This is a genomic window from Bacillus sp. EKM420B, from assembly GCF_011065565.1.
GTDB classification, from domain to species: domain Bacteria; phylum Bacillota; class Bacilli; order Bacillales; family Bacillaceae; genus Bacillus; species Bacillus velezensis.
This window is the reverse complement of sequence record NZ_JAAMNX010000002.1, coordinates 62,267-80,743: the sequence shown is the minus strand read 5'-3', so window position 1 is coordinate 80,743 and position 18,477 is coordinate 62,267. Positions and strand designations below refer to the sequence as shown.

General features: G+C 46.8%; 17 protein-coding genes and 4 tRNA genes. 2 read left to right on the top strand and 19 right to left on the bottom strand.

Annotated features, from left to right (window positions below; genetic code table 11):
- Positions 1–8: 8 nt before the first annotated feature.
- The 17 genes from G9F48_RS05390 to dnaB all read right to left on the bottom strand — a co-directional run bounded on the left by G9F48_RS05390 (position 9) and on the right by dnaB (position 15,916).
- Complete coding sequence (locus G9F48_RS05390; RefSeq protein WP_165409152.1) at positions 9–1,331, bottom strand: ABC transporter substrate-binding protein; 1,323 nt, start codon at positions 1,329–1,331, stop codon at positions 9–11.
- A complete protein-coding gene (locus G9F48_RS05385; RefSeq protein ID WP_156735333.1) occupies positions 1,328–2,335 on the bottom strand; it encodes a ThiF family adenylyltransferase in 1,008 nt (335 codons plus the stop codon). The genes G9F48_RS05390 and G9F48_RS05385 overlap by 4 nt, the downstream gene beginning before the upstream one ends.
- Positions 2,336–2,566: 231 nt before the next feature.
- Entirely contained in the window at positions 2,567–3,985 is a 1,419-nt protein-coding gene (locus G9F48_RS05380) for a sensor histidine kinase (RefSeq protein ID WP_165409151.1), read from the bottom strand.
- On the bottom strand, positions 3,982–4,194 hold the full coding sequence (locus G9F48_RS05375) for a winged helix-turn-helix domain-containing protein (protein WP_070082653.1): 213 nt from the start codon (positions 4,192–4,194) through the stop codon (positions 3,982–3,984). The genes G9F48_RS05380 and G9F48_RS05375 overlap by 4 nt, the downstream gene beginning before the upstream one ends.
- Positions 4,195–4,710: 516 nt before the next feature.
- Positions 4,711–5,907, bottom strand: coding sequence for a S1C family serine protease (locus tag G9F48_RS05370; protein WP_071392522.1), 1,197 nt, complete (start codon positions 5,905–5,907; stop codon positions 4,711–4,713).
- Positions 5,908–5,993: 86 nt separating this feature from the next.
- Positions 5,994–6,788: an MBL fold metallo-hydrolase gene (locus G9F48_RS05365; RefSeq protein ID WP_004393110.1), complete on the bottom strand. Its 795-nt coding sequence runs from the start codon at positions 6,786–6,788 to the stop codon at positions 5,994–5,996.
- A gap of 14 nt (positions 6,789–6,802) precedes the next feature.
- Positions 6,803–7,642, bottom strand: coding sequence for a two-component system regulatory protein YycI (locus tag G9F48_RS05360; protein WP_165409150.1), 840 nt, complete (start codon positions 7,640–7,642; stop codon positions 6,803–6,805).
- The gene (yycH, locus tag G9F48_RS05355) at positions 7,629–8,987 is read right to left on the bottom strand and encodes a two-component system activity regulator YycH (protein ID WP_004393107.1); all 1,359 of its coding nucleotides are present in this window, start codon (positions 8,985–8,987) and stop codon (positions 7,629–7,631) included. The genes G9F48_RS05360 and yycH overlap by 14 nt, the downstream gene beginning before the upstream one ends.
- Positions 8,977–10,812 carry a cell wall metabolism sensor histidine kinase WalK gene (gene walK, locus G9F48_RS05350; protein WP_004393106.1) on the bottom strand — a complete coding sequence of 612 codons (1,836 nt, stop codon included), beginning with the start codon at positions 10,810–10,812 and terminating at the stop codon, positions 8,977–8,979. The genes yycH and walK overlap by 11 nt, the downstream gene beginning before the upstream one ends.
- Before the next feature lie 6 nt (positions 10,813–10,818).
- Complete coding sequence (gene walR, locus G9F48_RS05345) at positions 10,819–11,526, bottom strand: cell wall metabolism DNA-binding response regulator WalR (RefSeq protein ID WP_004393104.1); 708 nt, start codon at positions 11,524–11,526, stop codon at positions 10,819–10,821.
- Positions 11,527–11,862: 336 nt separating this feature from the next.
- A tRNA-Phe gene (locus G9F48_RS05340) sits at positions 11,863–11,935 on the bottom strand.
- 36 nt (positions 11,936–11,971) lie between these two features.
- A tRNA-Asp gene (locus tag G9F48_RS05335) sits at positions 11,972–12,048 on the bottom strand.
- 84 nt (positions 12,049–12,132) lie between these two features.
- Positions 12,133–12,204 (bottom strand) — tRNA-Glu (locus G9F48_RS05330).
- Positions 12,205–12,212: 8 nt separating this feature from the next.
- Positions 12,213–12,288: transfer RNA gene (locus G9F48_RS05325), tRNA-Lys, on the bottom strand.
- Between the two features lie 201 nt (positions 12,289–12,489).
- Positions 12,490–13,782, bottom strand: a complete 1,293-nt coding sequence (purA, locus tag G9F48_RS05320) for an adenylosuccinate synthase (protein ID WP_165409149.1) — start codon at positions 13,780–13,782, stop codon at positions 12,490–12,492.
- A 238-nt stretch (positions 13,783–14,020) separates the two neighbouring features.
- The gene (locus G9F48_RS05315) at positions 14,021–14,434 is read right to left on the bottom strand and encodes a VOC family protein (protein ID WP_156735330.1); all 414 of its coding nucleotides are present in this window, start codon (positions 14,432–14,434) and stop codon (positions 14,021–14,023) included.
- Positions 14,435–14,551: 117 nt separating this feature from the next.
- A complete protein-coding gene (gene dnaB, locus G9F48_RS05310) occupies positions 14,552–15,916 on the bottom strand; it encodes a replicative DNA helicase (protein ID WP_146275947.1) in 1,365 nt (454 codons plus the stop codon).
- A 169-nt stretch (positions 15,917–16,085) separates the two neighbouring features.
- Between dnaB and G9F48_RS05305 the strand changes: the two genes are divergently transcribed.
- The gene (locus G9F48_RS05305; RefSeq protein ID WP_007407900.1) at positions 16,086–16,283 is read left to right on the top strand and encodes a DUF2188 domain-containing protein; all 198 of its coding nucleotides are present in this window, start codon (positions 16,086–16,088) and stop codon (positions 16,281–16,283) included.
- Positions 16,284–16,314: 31 nt separating this feature from the next.
- On the opposite strand, the gene G9F48_RS05300 is transcribed toward G9F48_RS05305, so the two are convergent.
- The gene (locus tag G9F48_RS05300) at positions 16,315–16,524 is read right to left on the bottom strand and encodes a hypothetical protein (RefSeq protein ID WP_015418617.1); all 210 of its coding nucleotides are present in this window, start codon (positions 16,522–16,524) and stop codon (positions 16,315–16,317) included.
- Positions 16,525–16,642: 118 nt separating this feature from the next.
- Here G9F48_RS05300 and G9F48_RS05295 point away from each other — a divergent pair, with 118 nt between their 5' ends.
- A complete protein-coding gene (locus G9F48_RS05295) occupies positions 16,643–16,786 on the top strand; it encodes a YycC family protein (protein WP_014306172.1) in 144 nt (47 codons plus the stop codon).
- 386 nt (positions 16,787–17,172) lie between these two features.
- On the opposite strand, the gene G9F48_RS05290 is transcribed toward G9F48_RS05295, so the two are convergent.
- Entirely contained in the window at positions 17,173–18,465 is a 1,293-nt protein-coding gene (locus G9F48_RS05290; RefSeq protein WP_165409148.1) for a glycosyltransferase family 4 protein, read from the bottom strand.
- Positions 18,466–18,477 lie beyond the last annotated feature (12 nt).

The window sequence follows — 18,477 nt, the reverse complement described above, 5'->3', positions numbered from 1 at the left end:
CTTTCCAGCTATCTGCATTTAACATCATGAACAGAAAGGAGCCCGTCAGTCTTTACACTAAAACCCTCTATACATGGATCTTGCAGATACAGACTTTTCCCAAAACAAATTGGGCAATAATGAGTTGTATTCTCGAATAACCCAAAAAGTTCCTTCTTTTTTTCAGATCCTATGGCATCAATGATCGTTTTTTTCTTCCCCGGATCGCTGATGTCGCGGATGAAATATTTGATATAGCTCAGCTCATGCATGTAAGCCGGCAGGAACAAATGGAGCTCAATATCAAACCCGCTTTTATCCATATGGTAATAATCATTGAAATGACTGACGCGGGAGACGGATACGTCCGCTCCGGCCCTCCGAAACAATTCAGCCAGCCTTTCAATGATCTCTCCATTGGGATAATAATCGGCATAAACAATTCGGATCGGCTCTCCTTTTGTCAAAAGGGGCGGATCTTTCTGCGGTGTCCGCCCGCTTTCCCATATACCGATCAGTGAATCAGTCGGTGTGATGATATGCCCCAAATCGCCGGCCAGCTTTTGTTTATCAAAATAATGCTGAATGAAAGTTCTCAGCATGCCGTCCTTTACCTTGAAGGTAAATAACATCGGCAAATGATTTTCTTTAAAATCAACATACTGCCGATACCTCATGTTGGAATGATGAAACTGGGTGTGGCAGGTCACGTCCGTTTGATTCGCTTCGTACAGCCCGATGCTTTTTTCCAGATCATCATTCAAAATAAATTGGATGGTCTGAACGGTGCGGTCATCCGCGGGCGTCATTTTATATTGCGGATTCCGCTCAAATTCCAGCCCCTTCTCAAACGTACGCTTGAATCGGTACGGGCCGTTTTCCGGCACATCGCCCCCGGCGGTTCCCGGAATCAGAAAGCTGCTCTGCAAAACGGCTTCTATTTCATCAGACGGCTCGTCCAAGGTGACTTCAAAGCGTTTTTCGCCCGTTACGTTCACCCCGAGCTGATCGGATGAGACGAGGCCTTTTACATACGGAACGGCCTGTTTTATGTTCAGGAAACTGCCGAGATGGGGACTTTGGTTTTCTTTTGTCAGATGATAGATGATCGTTTGAACCACACCCTCGGCGTCACCTAAATAGTCCGGGTGAATGTCCACCTGACAGGTGCGGCGATCTTTGCGGATGATTCGGCAGTTATAGCCGTCCTGCAGGCTTTCATACATAATGCTGCAAATCATCTTGCTTGTGTAATCCTGCGTATCTAATGGGTTCAAGCGTATCGGGCTTGTGTCGATTTCTATTTTCAGAGGGTCGCCCGGTTTTCTCGCCGTACGATGCATCGTCTTCATAAAGCGCTTTCCTTTTGAGAAAGCTTCGTTTCTGTAATATGAAGTCCGTCAAAGTCCAGGCCGATGCGGGTATTCAGGGATTTCGGGCTTCCGCCTGCAAGGTATGTGATAATGTCATGAGACATAAACGAGGATATAATACCGTTTGTCGCTCCTAAGGAACCTTTGATCGGTTCATCGGGGTAACAGTTCAGAAGTCCGGCCGGCATGTTTTTTTCATAGGTGACGCCGGATTGATAGGATTCAGGCGTGAGCAGAGGCCCCCATTGGCCGCTGAAGCTGCCGACACCCCCGGTCATAAACGCGATATTCCGCTCCTTACAATACTGATAAACCCATTCAGAAATGTTATGGGGTTTGTCAGCAGCATTTATGACGATATCAATTTCATACGGATCTAACACACGCAGGTCCTGCGGCTGTGTTATTTCCTGATGGTAAAGTGCTGCGTCCGCATGGGGATTGATACCCGCAATATAATCTCTGCATTCTGAGACCTTTAATTTGCCTACAGAAGATTTATTATAGACGAATTGTCTGTTCAGGTTATGTACTGATACGGCATCGAAATCAATGAGAATAAAATGCTGCATGCCCGCCGCCAAAAGGTTTTGAAGAATGATCGTTCCGACGCCCCCCAGACCCACGATCGCTGCCCTGCTGCCGTCTAATCTGTTTTGGATCAGATTGGGGTTTTGGTTGTATTTCTCAAAATGGTACAGCTGCTTTTCAGTGATGCAGCCTTCACGGCCGTTTTGCCATGGCTCTATTAAAGCATCCAATTTCATTAACGCATCGAAAAACCGGTTTCCCGCTTCCTCTCCCAGAAGATCAGAAAGCTCTTGTTTTTCACAGCCGGTGATCAGCCGTTCAACCGCCTCTTTGATCTCACTCGTATGCGCAAGTTTAATCGCCTTTCGATATTGAATGATAATATGGCCCGTGTAGGTCAGCACCTGCACGCTGTCTTTAAACTTCCAGCGCTTACAGTCCGTTGACATCATGACATACCCCCTGAAAGATAATAACTCCCCAAAAAGGGGAGTCACGGCTTTACTAGCAGCGATGCACCAAGCTTGCTGTTTCTGTATCAAGATCAAGTTCTTCAATCTTCATCAGTACACACCCCCTTTGCCAATATCTAGATATTAACATCAATATTGGAAAAGGACAAGTTATTTTTTGAAAATTTAGAATTTATATATAAATTGTGATATTTCTTCCGCTATCCCGGTTTACCCCGGCAGCCGGATGATGAACACGGAGCCTTTTCCCTGCTCACTTTTCACTTCAATTGTTCCGTTATGGCTGTCGATAATGGTTTTTGTAATGGCAAGACCCAGCCCCGCGCCGCCGGATTGACGGGATCGGGAGGTTTCCGGCCTGTAAAACCGGTCAAACACATGAGGCACATGCTCCGGAGCGATTCCCGTTCCGTTATCCGCAATCATAAGCATGATTCCTCCGTCTTTCTGCAGGGAGACGGTGATGACACCCGTGTCTTCATCCGTATGCTGCACCGCATTGTAAAAGAGATTGAGAATGGCCTGCTTCATTTTGTCTTTGTCAAAAACAGCTTCTATCTTTTGATCAACAAAGAACTCGAGTTTCCGGTTTCTCGCGAGCAGCTTCAGCTCAGCCTCCATTTCCAAAATGACGTCTCCCAATGCCCCTTTTTTCATTTCAAAGCTCGGCTCCCGGTCAATCTTCGCGAGAAACAAAAGATCCTTTATCAGCTTATTCGCCCTGACGGATTCCGCGTACATGCTTTGAAGCGCTTTTTCTTTCTGCTCCGGCTTTTCCGCCGCTCCGCGCATTAAAATTTCGATAAAGCCGTGAATGGAGGTAAGCGGCGTTCTCAGCTCATGTGATGCGTCTGATACAAACTGCCGGATGCGCTCCTTCGCTTCTTTTTCCGCCTGAAAAGAGGTTTCAATCCGTTCCAGCATCTGATTGATGGAGATGCCCAATGACTCAATTTCGGCCTGCTTCCTATCAATCGGCAGCCGTTTATCGAGACTTCCGGCATGAATGTCACCCATCATATGCACAATACGGGACAGCGGCTTGAGTGTGAGCCGGACCACCGGCAAAAAAACAAACAGTCCGATGACCAAAGCCGCAAAGGAAAGCACCGCGAAAATGCTGATCTGGCGGAAAAGCGAATCATTCAGAGGCTGTGTCAGCGTGCTCATTTGCACAACTCCCGCCTGCCTTCCGTCAACGGAAATCGCCTGAAACACGACGATGATTTCCTCACCCGCCTTATTGTGAGCCACCTGATAGTGAAGCGCCATTGTATCTGTCAGCGCATCCCGATACACGTTTTTCGGAAAAGAAGGAGCGGCCCCCGCGTGCGGGTCTTCTGATAAAACTGACATCTTGTATGATTGATTGATAAAAGCAACCGTCACCCCGGGGTAAATCACCTTCGGATGAGCCGGTGTTTCGGAACGGGCAAGGGTTTTGATTGACCTCCATAAGCTTTGATCCATTGAATTGATATCACTCTGAATGCTGATCGCCTGATTTTCATACATCGTCCGTTTCATCAACATGTACTGTGTGCCGCCGATGAAACATAACAGTAAGGTCAACATCGCCAGTGACCTGAACAGGAGCTGGAACCGCAGGGTTCTGTACAGCCGTTTCATGCCAGATCCACCCTGTACCCGGCGCCCCGAACCGTGCGAATCACCTTGTGTTCTTTGTCCTTCAGCTTTTCGCGCAAAGAACGGATGTATGCCTCGACGATATTGTCTTCCCCGAGGACCGTTCCGTGATGAAGCCCCATCGTTAAAGAATCAATGAGTGCAGACTCGCCGTCTGCACTCAGCAGCTTGATGCCTTTCAACTTATCCATGATGCAGTCTCTCCTTAGATGTATCAGCCTGTGTTTATTTTTTTCGCTTCCCCTTCTATTATTCGCTTTTATCTGAAACAAAACGGAAGCTAAGCTGAATTGGTGAAAATAAACGCTGAAAACGGAGCCATCTGCAAATAAGCTGCCGGCAGTTTCATCTGCCGTTATTCAGCAGCACCAGTCTGTTTCAATCACAAAGTTCTAAGGTCATGTCTGCCTTTTTCTACATATATCCATTTTCAACTGAACGTGTTGAGACCCGCGTTCAGTTCTTTTTTATGGCTTCTGAAAAAAGGCATAAAAAAAGCGCCCCCGAAAAAGGACGTTTGATATGACGTGTTTCATTTTCTTAAATTCTGCATTCTAAAATAATTCTTCCTTCACATTCACCCTCGATTTCATTCAATACGATGATCACATCAGCCGTTTTCATGTGTTTCACCTCCCCGCTTCACAATAGTATAATATTAACAAATAATTCAATAAAAAAACAGCCCGGATGTCCGGGCTGCTTTTTTATTTCTGTAATCGATCCGCTTCGGTCAGTTTGACTTCCGCTGTTTTTTTCTTTCCCGAACGGTAGAACGTGATGTTCACACGGTCGCCGATCTTTTTGCGATACAGGCGCTCGCGGAGATCCACAACGTCATTGACCTTATGTCCGTCGAACCCGGTGATCACGTCGAGCTTTTTCAAACCCGCTTTTCCGGCCGGTGAAAACGCGTCGACACCCATAATGACCGCCCCGGTTTTAACGCCTTTCGGGAGTTTCAGCGTCTGGCTCCAATGGTAGCTCGCAATATCCGTTAAGGATTTCATCTCAATACCGAGGAAAGGCCGTCGGACTTCTCCGTATTTTTCTAAATCCTGAATAACGGGAATGACAAGCTTTGACGGAATGGACAGGCCGATTCCTTCAACGGCGGATTCAGCGATCTTCATTGAGTTGATGCCGACCACCTTGCCCGATATATTCATCAAAGCGCCGCCGCTGTTACCGGGATTAATCGCGGCGTCGGTCTGCAGCACTTCCGCATTCCAATCCGGATGTCCGTCGCCGTTTGAGTCAACGGGCACCGCTCTTTCCGTGCCTGAAATGATCCCCTGTGTCACTGATCCCGCAAATTCAAGTCCGAGCGGATTTCCGATCGCAATGACCGGTTCTCCGACTTTGACTTGATCAGAATTGCCGAACTGGGCGGCCGATTTGATTTTATCAGACTTCACCTTCAGTACCGCGAGATCCATCAGACGGTCGCTCCCGATCAGCTCAGCAGGCACGCGCGAGCCATCCTTCAGGCTGATCTCAATCTCAGTCGCACCTTCAATGACATGGTGATTGGTTACGATATAAGAAGTGTTTCCGTTCTTTTTGTAAATGACGCCCGACCCGCTTCCCGCTTCGCCGCCCTCTCCCCAAATATCGGTCTTTTGGATATTGAGAACGCCGACTACCGAATCTGATACACGGCTGACCATATTCGTGACAGCGTCATTGACATTTACGTTGACTGTTTTCACCTGTTCGCTGCCGAGACGCTGGCTGGTGCTTTTGCTGCTGTCTCCATGGTCTCCGCCTGTCCAGTACGGCAGCAGGAAAGCCATGAGCGCGGCCCCGACGATGACGCCGATCAGACTTGATAGAAAGTATCCTCTCTTGCTGCGGCGGGGCTGTTCGGAGGCGTACTGTTCATCATCGCGATTATAATCCACCCTATCTCAAATCCTTTCAAGAGTACTCGATTTGCTTATAGTGTGGGTCAGATCGCGGATTAATAATCATGATTCATTTGGAAAAATTACACGGCGCACAGCGGCGTCGGAATTTTCGGATCGGTATCAAATAACTGAAACGTTTCCCCGGCGACAAATCCTTTCGCAGCCAATGTCTGCTGCACGGACATTCTCGCCAGTTCCTTCATATTGTTGTCTTGGCTCAGATGCGCCAAATAAATGCGCGATGTGCCGTCGCCGATGACATCAGTCATGGCGAGCGCCGCATCTTCATTCGAGACGTGGCCGACATCGCTTAAAATCCGCCGCTTAATGCTCCAAGGGTATCTGCCCATTTGCAGCATGCCGACGTCATGGTTGCTTTCAAACACAAACACATTGGCCGAACGGATGATGCCTTTCATTCTGTCGCTCACATATCCGGTGTCCGTCATCAGCGCGAGCTTTCTGCCTTGATAGTGGAAAACATAAAACATCGGCTCGGCCGCGTCATGAGAGACGCCGAATGACTCAACATCAAGCCCGCCGAAAGATTTTACGCTTTCCATCGGGAACAAAAACTTTTGTCCGGTATCCAGCTTGCCGATCTGATTCTCCATCGCTTTCCACGTCTTTTCATTGGCGTAGACGGGAAGTCCGTACTTTCTCGCAATGACGCCGAGCCCTTTAATATGGTCGCTGTGCTCGTGAGTAACAAAAATGCCGTCGACGTCGTCTATCTTGCGGCCGATTCTCTCCATCAGCCCGTCCATCGCTTTACCGCTCAGGCCGGCATCCACCAGAAAAGAGTGCTCCTCTGTCTCCAGATAAAACGCGTTTCCGGTACTCCCGCTCGCAAGCACGCTAAATTGCAAGCCCATTGTGTCTCACTCCATTATTTATTTTGATTGTTATCAATGACTGTACTTTCCAATGCATTCACAGTATACGTTTGCAGTGTCTTTTTCTTCGTCCCTTTTGACTTATCTTCGATTGTAATTCTCCATACCGGCGCCAGCACCTGCGTACTTGTCAGCGGATATTGGGCAATATAGCCGAACTTAACGCTTTTAACGGCGCAATTCGCTTTTAAGTAATTTTGAGAATACAATAATTCGACCGCATCAAGCTCAGGAATCAGGCTCTCCGTCTGGATTCGCTTGAATGACTCCAGCATGGTCTGCTCGTAAGATACGACCTCGTTTTTATCGTTCAGATGCAGAATCACCTGTCCGATCGCATCCGTGGACGAGTCAAAGTCCTGATAAATAAACTGTCCGTCATACGTCTGGTAAAAAATGATCTGTTTTTGATCCTTGTCGACTTTCCACAGTTTATATTTTTCGCCGCCGGTTACTTTAGAGCTGACGAGCGATTCCGCATCCTCCTGCGTTTTTTGCTTCGATAAACCGACCGGATCGGTAAATTTCATTTTCAGCGTCGTAACCTTGTGATCATCCGCCGGCATCTCCATTAAAGGCTTTTGATCTTTCAAAGCATCAATATCTTCGGCGGTAAATACCTTTTGGCCCGCCGTCAGCCGGTAGCCCGTCGCGGAATCAGAAGACAGGTTGCCGAATGTGATATGATCCATCTCCATGTCTTTTTCCACGTTTGAATTTTTAATCACTTCGTATTCACTGCTCGAGCGTTTTTCAAAAAACTGATAGCCGAGAAAAATATCGAGGATGAGGAAGGCAATGATGAAGATCGTTTTTGTCTTATTCCACTCCATTATCGTCCTCCTCCTTCCCCAGCAGATCTTTCGTAATCGGGACGATCTTCCCGTTGATTTTCATACTCCAGACGGGTTCCAGTTCAACGAGATCATTCGTTGATGAAGAGACCATTTGATAGGACAGGAAGATCTGGTCGATTTTATTCACGTCGTATTTATCCTGCTGCTCCAGCAGAGACACAACCTCATTGCCGTTCATCATTTTTACGTCTTTTGTTTTAATCGGATTCGGTCCGAGAACATAGTTCGGCCGCTTGTAGCTGAGAACCTCATCATTGGCCCATTGCAGGGTCAAAACAGGTCCGGATCCGAAAGGCTTAGACGTGCTGTTGATCACGGGCATTTGGTCTTTAAACATGTAGAAACTCAGCTGCTGGTTATCACTCACATTGAAAAATTGATAATGATCCGTCCAGCTTCCCGTATCCTCTAAATATTTATAACTTTTCTTAATCAGCTCGCCCGTTTGGTAAGAAGCGCTTTGTGCCAGGTTCCGATGCTGGAATTGAATCTGCCGCTGTGTCGAATTGATTTCCAGACGGCTGATTCCGTCAGTCAGCACATTCCGATTGTAATTCGGGTCTTCTCTGACCGTGCTCGGATCATTAAAAAGCGTCTGCTTAAACAGGTTCGTCTTAATGGTTTCAGTGATAAATTCTTTTTCCTTCATATTAAACCGCGCATTCGGCATGAGAAATTCTTTGCTTTTTCCGACCGAATAGAGGTGGTATAACGGCATACTCGACTTTTTGCTGTACAGCTCATTCATCAGATTGCGGTAATTCGCCGATTCCACAGTCACTTCCAAAATCAGCTGCTTGCTGTACGAGACCATGTAAATCTTCTTATTCGTCTTATTCTCATTAAACGGAATAACAATATGGTCAAATGAGCTGTATTCCATTGACGGATTTGACCATTTAAACATCGATTGGAAGAAATCAATCGGAATGGTGTCATTGAATTGCAGATCGAGCTTTGCCGAATTGCCGTTTCTGCCGTAAAGCCAATTTTTAAAACCGAGCTTGTCGTATTGATCGGAAATATCCTTCATCCCTTTTACTTCCCATTGCGGCAAATCCGCCCACAGGTCATTAAAGAGCGTCTCATCATCCACTTTATAATGAGAGCCGTTTGTATGAATAAACATATCCCGGGGTTTTACCGTTTGCGACACTTTTTGGCTCGTTTTATCAATTTTATGCTTTTCCCGGACAGTCGATTTGGTTGAGGCCGTGCCTTCTGAAAAATTGGGCTGGAATGTCCAAATTCCCCATGTTAAAACAAGACTAATGACGACCAGCACTGACAGTATGACTGTTTTTATATTTTCACGCCTCATCCCAATCATCCTCTTGCTCTTCTTTATATGGAAGAGTAAATGTAATCTTCGTTCCTTTGCCTTCTACACTGTCGGCCCAAATGTCTCCGCCGTGCGCCTGAACCATCTCTTTTGCAATCGCAAGGCCGAGCCCGGTGCCGCCGAGTTTTCTCGTGCGCGCTTTATCCACTCTGTAGAAACGGTCAAAGACTTTTTCCACATCTTTTTTCGGAATGCCGATACCTTCATCTTTTACGCTGATATAAAGCAGCTCTTCTTTCTCGTTCACATCGACTGAGAAAGTGACATGCCCGCCTTCCGGTGAGTATTTCAGTGCGTTAGAAATGATATTATCGAGAACCTGCGTCACTTTATCCTGATCAATCTCCACGTACAGATTTCTGTCCGGAAGCTCGCGGATAAATTCGACATGCTGTTCTTTCGTCATTTCAAAACGATCGATAATCAGTGACATAAAGCGGATCATATGAATCCACTCCCGATTAAACTGATAATCTTTACTGTCGAATTTAGAAAGCTGAAGCAGGTCGTTCACCAATCTGATCATGCGCTCAGTCTCATTTTGGGTCACCATTAAGAAACGCGGAGCGATATCTTTGTTTTCCCACGCGCCCTCTGCAAGCGCCTCTAAATAGCTTCGCATGGTCGTCAGCGGTGTCCGCAGCTCATGAGACACGTTGGCAACGAACTCTCTGCGCTCCCGATCGAGTTTTTCCTGTTCGGTGACATCATAAAGAACCGCGATTAAACCGTCGATTTTTCCGTGCTCTCTCTGAATAACGGAAAAATTCACCCGCAGTACAGTCGTCTCATCGTCACGTTCGATCTCCAGCAACATTGAATCCTGCTGTTCTACTAAATCCTCAAATGTAAAGTTCTCTTTTATGCCCAATAAAGACGTAATCGGCATCTCTAAAGCCGTTTCACGTGAAACATTCAGCAGCTCAAGCGCAGGGCTGTTTAAAAGAATAATAGCCCCGTTGCGATTCGTAGCGATGACACCGTCCGTCATATACGCGATAACGGAAGAAAGCTTTCTTCTCTCCCCTTCCGTCATGGCTTGGGCATCTTCAAGCTCTCTCGTCAGATGGTTGAACGTCGTTGCGAGCTGACCGATTTCATCATGCCCGTATTTCCGCACCTTTCTTGAGAAATTCCCTTTTGCCAGTTCCATCGCCTGCTTACGCATATCCGACAGCGGATGGGTGATGGTGCGGGCGAGAAATATACCGAGAAGGGCCGTCAGAACCAGGGCTAAGCCTGTTCCTGAAGCAAGAATCGAGTTGACGGTTTTCATCTGGTTAAAGGTATCTTCCATACTGGCCACGACATAAATCGCGCCGACAACTTCCTGATTCTCTGTGACGACAGGTTTTGCTGAAATCAGCACTCTGTTTTTGCTTTTAGGATCATAATATTTTTTTGAATAGGCCTGTTTTGTTGAGAAAATCCGTTTAAAAATCGGGTCAGTCGTCTGTTTCCCCGCTATTTCCTCGCCATAAGGCCTCGAAGAACCGACGACCTCATAGCTTTTATCAACAAATGTAATCTCCCGTATTTCATTGTTTTTCGTAAAATCATTCAAAATCCGTTTGACGTCATCTTTAATGACGGTGCTGTCATTATCTCCTTTATATTCCTGCTCAATATAATAGGAAAGATTGTCAATCCGCTGATTTAACGATAATTCATAGGACTTGAGAAGAGAATTCTCCACCTGTTTCACAAAGTACACGCCGATAATCTGCATGGCGATGATAATGAGAAGCACATAGATCAGCGTGATCTTAAACTGAATCGACCGAAAAAAACCAACCTTATTCATCGCCGGTTAGTCCTGTTCAGGATTTCTCAAGTAATAACCGACACCCCGTCTTGTGACGATCCAGTTCGGATGGCTCGGATTATCCTCGATTTTCTCACGGAGACGGCGCACTGTTACATCCACCGTTCTCACATCACCGAAATAGTCATAGCCCCACACAGTCTGCAGCAGATGCTCACGCGTCATAACCTGTCCGATATGTTTGGCTAAGTAATGAAGCAATTCAAACTCACGATGAGTCAGCTCGATCGTTTCTTCTCTTTTTGATACGACATAAGCGTCAGGGAAGATGACGAGAGAACCGATATGAATGTCATTAGAAGCTGATTCTTCCTCAGCCGGCGCAACCGTAAGCTGGCGGCGCAGGTTCGCTTTGACGCGGGCCAGAAGCTCACGCGTGCTGAAAGGCTTCGTGACATAGTCATCCGCTCCGATTTCAAGCCCGATGACCTTGTCAATCTCCGAGTCTTTTGCCGTCAGCATAATAATCGGCATATCATATTTTTTCCGGACTTCCCGGCACACTTCAACTCCGTCTTTATTCGGAAGCATAATATCTAAAAGAATTAAATCAGGCTGAAGCTCCTCCACCATTTCCACGGCTTCGTTTCCGTCGTACGCACAATGCACGTCATAGCCTTCTTTTCTTAAATTAAACTCTAATATATCTGCAATCGGTTTTTCATCATCGACTACAAGGATTTTCTTATCCATCATCTTGATTTTCCTCCTGCCAGAATGACTTCATTTCATCTATTGATGTTTCATGATGATCACAATTCGCATCGTGAAAAACGTTCCCCGTCTATTATAACGGTTTCAGGTCAAAAGATAAAAAAATTAAAGAGAACAGCGCAAAAACGTATTGAACTGCCATCCTTTTGTCATGTTTTTTATTTTCTTTTAAAAAATAATATTTTTTTGAAACCTCACGAAAATAAACGCCGTCTAGTGTTTGACGTCTTCTTCTGGGCCGGCTGAAAAGCCGGCTCTCCCTTTTTTATAACAAAAGAAAAAACGCACCTACTATTGCAGATGCGTTTGGGTAAGTGGCTCGGGACGGAATCGAACCGCCGACACACGGATTTTCAGTCCGTTGCTCTACCAACTGAGCTACCGAGCCAGATGTTTCTTTTCTATACTATAAAGTAAAGTAAAATGGCGGTCCGGACGGGACTCGAACCCGCGACCTCCTGCGTGACAGGCAGGCATTCTAACCAACTGAACTACCGGACCTTACAGTAATTTGTCCGGAGAACCGTATCGTGGCGGCCCTCCGAGGACAAATAAGGAGTTAGCAATAACGCTAAAGTAAATCAATGACCCGTACGGGATTCGAACCCGTGTTACCGCCGTGAAAGGGCGGTGTCTTAACCGCTTGACCAACGGGCCATAAAAAGTGGTGAGCCATGAAGGACTCGAACCTTCGACCCTCTGATTAAAAGTCAGATGCTCTACCAACTGAGCTAATGGCTCTTGATGTGTCGGATTATGTATCATAGAGCATTCAGACAAAAGCTTTCTTGCAGTACTCTATTGAAGCTGTTCCGTAACAACGAGATTTATAATATCATAGAACATTCGAAAGTGGCAACTACTTTTTTGAAAAAAATCTATTATTTTTTTCCTACATAAAAAACAAGCCTCCGTGACCGGAGGCTTGTTTGCTGCAAATTCTTAGTTAGCGCGGTATACGCTGCGGATGACGTTCGTTTGTGAACGGTCGGGACCGACAGAGAAAATAGAAAGCGGAATACCTGTCAGCTGAGATACGCGTTCCAAATAATGGCGCGCATTTTCAGGAAGATCGCTCAATGTTTTTGCGCCTGTGATATCATCCGTCCAGCCAGGCATTTCTTCATATACCGGTTCACACTCTGCGAGAGCTTTCAGACTTGCCGGGAATTCTTCAATCACTTCACCTTTGTAGCGGTAAGCGACACAGATTTTCAATGTTTCAATGCCAGTCAGCACATCGATTGAGTTCAGAGAAAGATCTGTGATTCCGCTGACGCGGCGGGCATGGCGGACAACAACGCTGTCAAACCAGCCGACACGGCGCGGACGGCCTGTCGTTGTGCCGTATTCGCGTCCGACTTCACGGATTTGATCTCCGATTTCATCTTTCAGCTCAGTCGGGAAAGGACCGTCACCGACACGGGTTGTGTACGCTTTAGATACGCCGACGACGTGCTGGATTTTTGTCGGGCCTACGCCTGAACCGATCGTCACCCCTCCGGCGACCGGGTTGGATGAAGTGACAAACGGGTATGTCCCTTGGTCGATATCAAGCATAACTCCTTGAGCGCCTTCAAATAAAACGCGGCGGCCTTCATCCAGCGCGTCATTTAAGACGACGGATGTATCGCATACATACTTTTTAATCTGCTGGCCGTATTCATAATACTCATCCAGAATATCTTCAATTTTGAAGCCTTCCGTTTCATACATTTTTTCAAGAAGACGATTCTTCTCTTCAAGGTTCCGCTCAAGCTTTTCTGCAAACACGTCGCGATCTAACAGGTCTGCGATCCGAATGCCGATCCGCGCCGCTTTGTCCATATAAGCAGGTCCGATGCCTTTTTTCGTTGTGCCGATCTTGTTGGCCCCTTTGCGTTCTTCCTCTACTTCATCCAGTTTCAGATGGTATGGAAGAATGACGTGGGCTCTGTTGCTGATTCTCAAGTTATCCGTGCTCACATTGCGCTCATGAAGATACGCAAGCTCCGTTACGAGCGCTTTCGGATCAACAACCATTCCGTTCCCGATGACACACGCTTTTTCTTTATAAAAAATTCCTGATGGGATTAAATGAAGCTTGTACGTGACGCCATCAAACTTGATGGTATGTCCTGCATTGTTTCCGCCTTGATAACGTGCGATCACTTCTGCATTTTCTGATAGGAAATCTGTAATTTTACCTTTTCCTTCATCGCCCCACTGCGTACCTACTACGACTACTGAAGACATATATCCGTGCACCTCCGTTAACCTTTCAAAACGATATCTCATTCAAACAAATTAAGTGTATCAGTGCCGAAACAGAAAGTCAATCGTAAATCCGAACGTTTAAATCTTATTATTCTATATTTGTTCGCCTTAAACCTGATTAAAAGCGTTTTCTCTTTCATTTGCTATCTATTACTCCCGAAACTTTCATACTTTAACATGAAAAAGAACCCGTATCCCAGGTTCTTCAGACAGTCATTTATATTCCGCTTGTATTCATCAGGACGATCCGCCAGCCGTCAGGATCTTCGATGGTCACGCCTTTTTCTTCCCAGTACGGATTTTCGGGTTCTTTCTCCTCATATCCCATCTGCTTTAATTTCGTGCTGATGCGAATGACCTCCTGCTGATCAGGGATGTAAAAGACAAGCAGGCTGTCGCCGTGCGGAACGGGCGCCGGCTGAGACGAGCCGGTTTCTTCGGTGAATTCTAAGTGATATTGCGTATGCGGCAGGCCGAACATGACGCCGCTGTAGCCCTCATGTCCGGAAAAACTGCCGATTCTCTTCAATCCGAGGCCTTCTTCATAAAACCTGATGATTTCCTTAAGCTGTCCGGTCGGCCGGGCAATCCGGATTTGCGCCGCTTGAAATTGCGGAAATTCAATTGTCATCATCATCCCTCCCTTAATGCCATTATATAAAAGCGCTTTCTTTTTTTCGTCTGCCGAACGGACGGCATTCTCTCATTCTTTCGGATGAAAAAAAGCCTCAAGACATTGCTTGAGGCTTTACGCACCTGCCGGAACACCGCCGTCATCAAAGCGCCTTTCCAGGTTTACGAACTTATTGTATTCTTTCACAAAAGCCAGTGAGACGGTGCCCACCGGGCCGTTACGCTGTTTGGCAATAATGATTTCGATGATGTTTTTGTTTTCGGATTCTTTATCATAGTAATCATCACGATACAGGAAGGCGACGATGTCGGCATCCTGCTCAATACTTCCCGACTCACGGATATCTGACATCATCGGACGTTTATCCTGCCGCTGCTCAACACCCCGGGAGAGCTGAGACAGGGCGATGACCGGGACTTCAAGCTCCCGCGCCAGCGCTTTTAGCGCCCGTGAAATTTCCGATACCTCTTGCTGACGGTTGTCGCTCGAACGGCCGCTTCCCTGAATGAGCTGCAGGTAGTCAATTAAAATCATGCCCAATCCGTTCTCCTGCTTCAGTCTGCGGCATTTTGAACGGATTTCGCTGACACGGATGCCGGGGGTGTCATCTATAAAGATACCGCTGTTTGACAGGCTTCCCATCGCCATCGTCAGCTTGCCCCAATCTTCTTCCGTCAGATTACCCGTTCTGAGATTTTGGGCGTTAATATTCCCTTCAGCGCAGAGCATACGCATGACAAGCTGCTCGGCACCCATCTCAAGACTGAATATCGCGACGCTCTCATCCGTTTTGGTGGCCACGTTTTGCGCAATATTTAAGGCAAACGCCGTTTTCCCCACAGACGGACGGGCTGCGACAATGATCAGATCATTCCGCTGAAAACCCGCCGTCATCCGGTCAAGCTCGATGAAACCGGTCGGAATCCCGGTTATATCGCCTTTCCGGTTGTGAAGCTGCTCAATGTTGTCGTATGTTTGCACAAGCACGTCTTTAATATTTTGGAAGGCGCCCGAATTTTTTCGCTGCGCGACCTCCATAATCGTTTTTTCCGCATCGCTTAATAAATCTTCAACTTCATCCTCGCGCGTATACCCGTCTTGAGCGATCGAGGTCGCCGTTCTGATTAAACGGCGGAGAATGGATTTTTCCTCAACGATTTTCGCGTAATATTCTATATTAGCCGCTGTCGGAACGGAATTCGCGATGTCCGTCAGGTAAGAGACGCCTCCCACCTCTTCTAACAAATCGGTATTCGCAAGCTCTGACGTTACCGTGATCAAATCAACCGGTTCGCCGCGGTCTCCGAGCACGAGCATGGCATTGTAAATTTTTTGATGTGACATTCTGTAGAAATCATCCGGAATCAACACTTCAGAAGCCAGTGTCAACGCAGACGGCTGTAAAAAAACAGCACCTAACACGGCCTGCTCAGCTTCTATGTTTTGCGGCGGCAGCCGATCATTCAGAAGGTCTGTCATGCTAAGCACCGTCCTCTCCTTAAAAAATATCCAAACTCCATTTTACCATTTCTCATGAAAAAGAATAGAAAAATATCACTTTCCCTGTATTTGGAGGAGAGGGTTATGTGTTTTGCCGTTCCGAATGCCGGGAAACAAATAAATAAATCGAAACCGGGAGGTAAGAAGGATGAAAACATATGCAGTAACACCCAGTGTTGATGCGGACGGATGGTTTGTGAAGGTGGAAAATGTGGCGCCGACGGCTCTTTATACATCAAAGGACGCGGCGATTGAGAAAGCGGAGCAGACGGCGAAAGAGAACAGCCCGTCTAAGCTTGTCATTTATGATCAGCATAAAAACATTGAAGAAGAACGGTCCTTTTAAGAAAAGCCTTCGCCCGAGCGAGGGCTTTTCCTTATTCGATGAAACGGATGTGCAGCACCGTCTGCGCCATGAGATCGGCCGTTTTTTGATACAGCTCCCATTCTTCACAGGCGGCGAATACTTTCATCATATCCTGCAATGTCTGTTTCAGTATGATAAATTCGTCAATTGTCCGCAGTTCTGCGGCTTTTTTCTGATAATCAGCCAGCTTCAGCTGTAATAACATCAATGGCGATTGCATAAAAAACCTCCCCCATTCTGTTATAAAGCCCCGCTTTTCAAACCTCCATTCCTTTGTCATATCCTCTTACGATAGATTTCTGATTTTAGTACAATAAAGAAACGGAAGGAGTGATCACATGAAACCGCTGCAAATTTCCGCCGAAACGGCGCAAAAGCTCGCAGAATCACTGAATATGCCGCTTGAGAGAATCATGCACATGCCTCAGCACATTCTGCTTGCCAAATTAGCTGAAATCCAAAAAGAGAACGATCACAAATAAAGGCCGCTCTCTCATATATATGTGCGGGAGGCGGAAGCGATGGCTTTCCGCCTCTTTTTTCCGTGAAGAAAATTTCGGTAAAACCGTCTCACAGCTGAAACAACTTGTTGACGAAGGAAAAGTGAACTATTTCTTATAATCCGGAAACAATTCAGGCAACACAAAGCTTGTCTCATGGATTAAAAAGATCGGCACAAAAATCTCAGCTGACCGATACAGCACCGGAAAAACAAGCTCAGCCCGGCGAGGAATGACAGGCGGCCCGGGCGGACAAAGCCAGCGGACTCTGTATGAGATGAAAAAACAGCTCGGAAAGAGGCTGGATAGTTAAACGCCGGCCTCTTTATTTTGCTCTTGAAGCACCTGCCATGCGGTGCCGGTATCATTCAGAAAAATGATTGATAAATCCTTTCTATTTTTGAAACCATCAGTTCCTGACACAGATGCCGGCCGGCATAGGAGCGCGCTTCTTTTCCAAGCCGTTCCCTGAGAGACTGATCCGTAATCAGCATTACGAGAGCATCAGCAAGTTCGCGGCTGTTGCCGGGCTGACAGATAAGCCCTGTGTCCTCATGCCGGATCATCTCAGGGATTCCTCCGCAGTCAGTTGCGACAATGGCTTGACCTGAGAACATCGCTTCGATGATCGCTATGGGGAAATTATCATTCAATGTCGGCAGGACAAATATAGATGATTCAGCCAAAAGCGCCGGCACATCATGTCGTTTTCCGAGGAAAAACACATTTGAGAGGCCCAGTTTCCGTCTCTTCTCTTCCAGAAACTCTCTCATGTTTCCGTCTCCGATGATCCATATATCCACTCCGGATAAATGGTGCCGGATGCGGGCGAGAGCGTCCAGCAGCACATCATGTCCTTTTCGCTCGGTCAGACGGGAAACGCACGCAATCACGAGCTTTTCAGCACGTTTTGGCTCGGGTGCATCCCGGATGTCAATGCCGGTATGAACAGTCGTCAGCTGAGCCTCCTTCGCTCCGTACTCCAGCAAGGGCTCGTGAAAGGAGTCGCTGATTGTAATGATTTTATCCGAAGCCCGAATACCCTGCCTTTCTATTTCACTGAAATATGCCTCTTCTATTGAACCCTTTTGGATTTTATGAAACTTCATCCGGCTTTTCGTAAAATGTCCGTGCGGCGTGAAAAAAAGCGGACGCCGATACGTTTGATTAAGGTATCCCAGCAAAAATACCGCAAATAAATCCTGCGCGTGAAACAGGTCATATTGTTCTAAGTCTTTCTCCTTCAAAAATCTTTGAAAGACATGTAAATAGCTGAGATTCTTCACAAACTTTTCGTTTGCGGCCCCGTATCTGCCAACAAGAAACGCTCTGATCTCGTCAGCGGCCCGCGGGATATCTTCCTGAAAAGAAGTTGGCGGCATTTGGAGCGGCGAGATGACATCCGCCTGGTGACCGATGCGCTCAAAACCCGTCTTAATTGACGTGATATAACTCGCCAGTCCTCCGACATTCGGGTAACGGAGAAAGGTTGCGTACAGAATACGCAATGGCTTTTTTCGTTTGGGGGAGCTTTTTCCTTCCGCACAGAACGAATAGAGCATCTCCGGCTCACTTTGATGTTCAATCCCGTAAAATTGATCCATGACGCGCAATAAGGCAAGAGGCACCAGACCGTTCGGCTTGCCGATCTCTTCTTTCAAATCCGCTCCCCC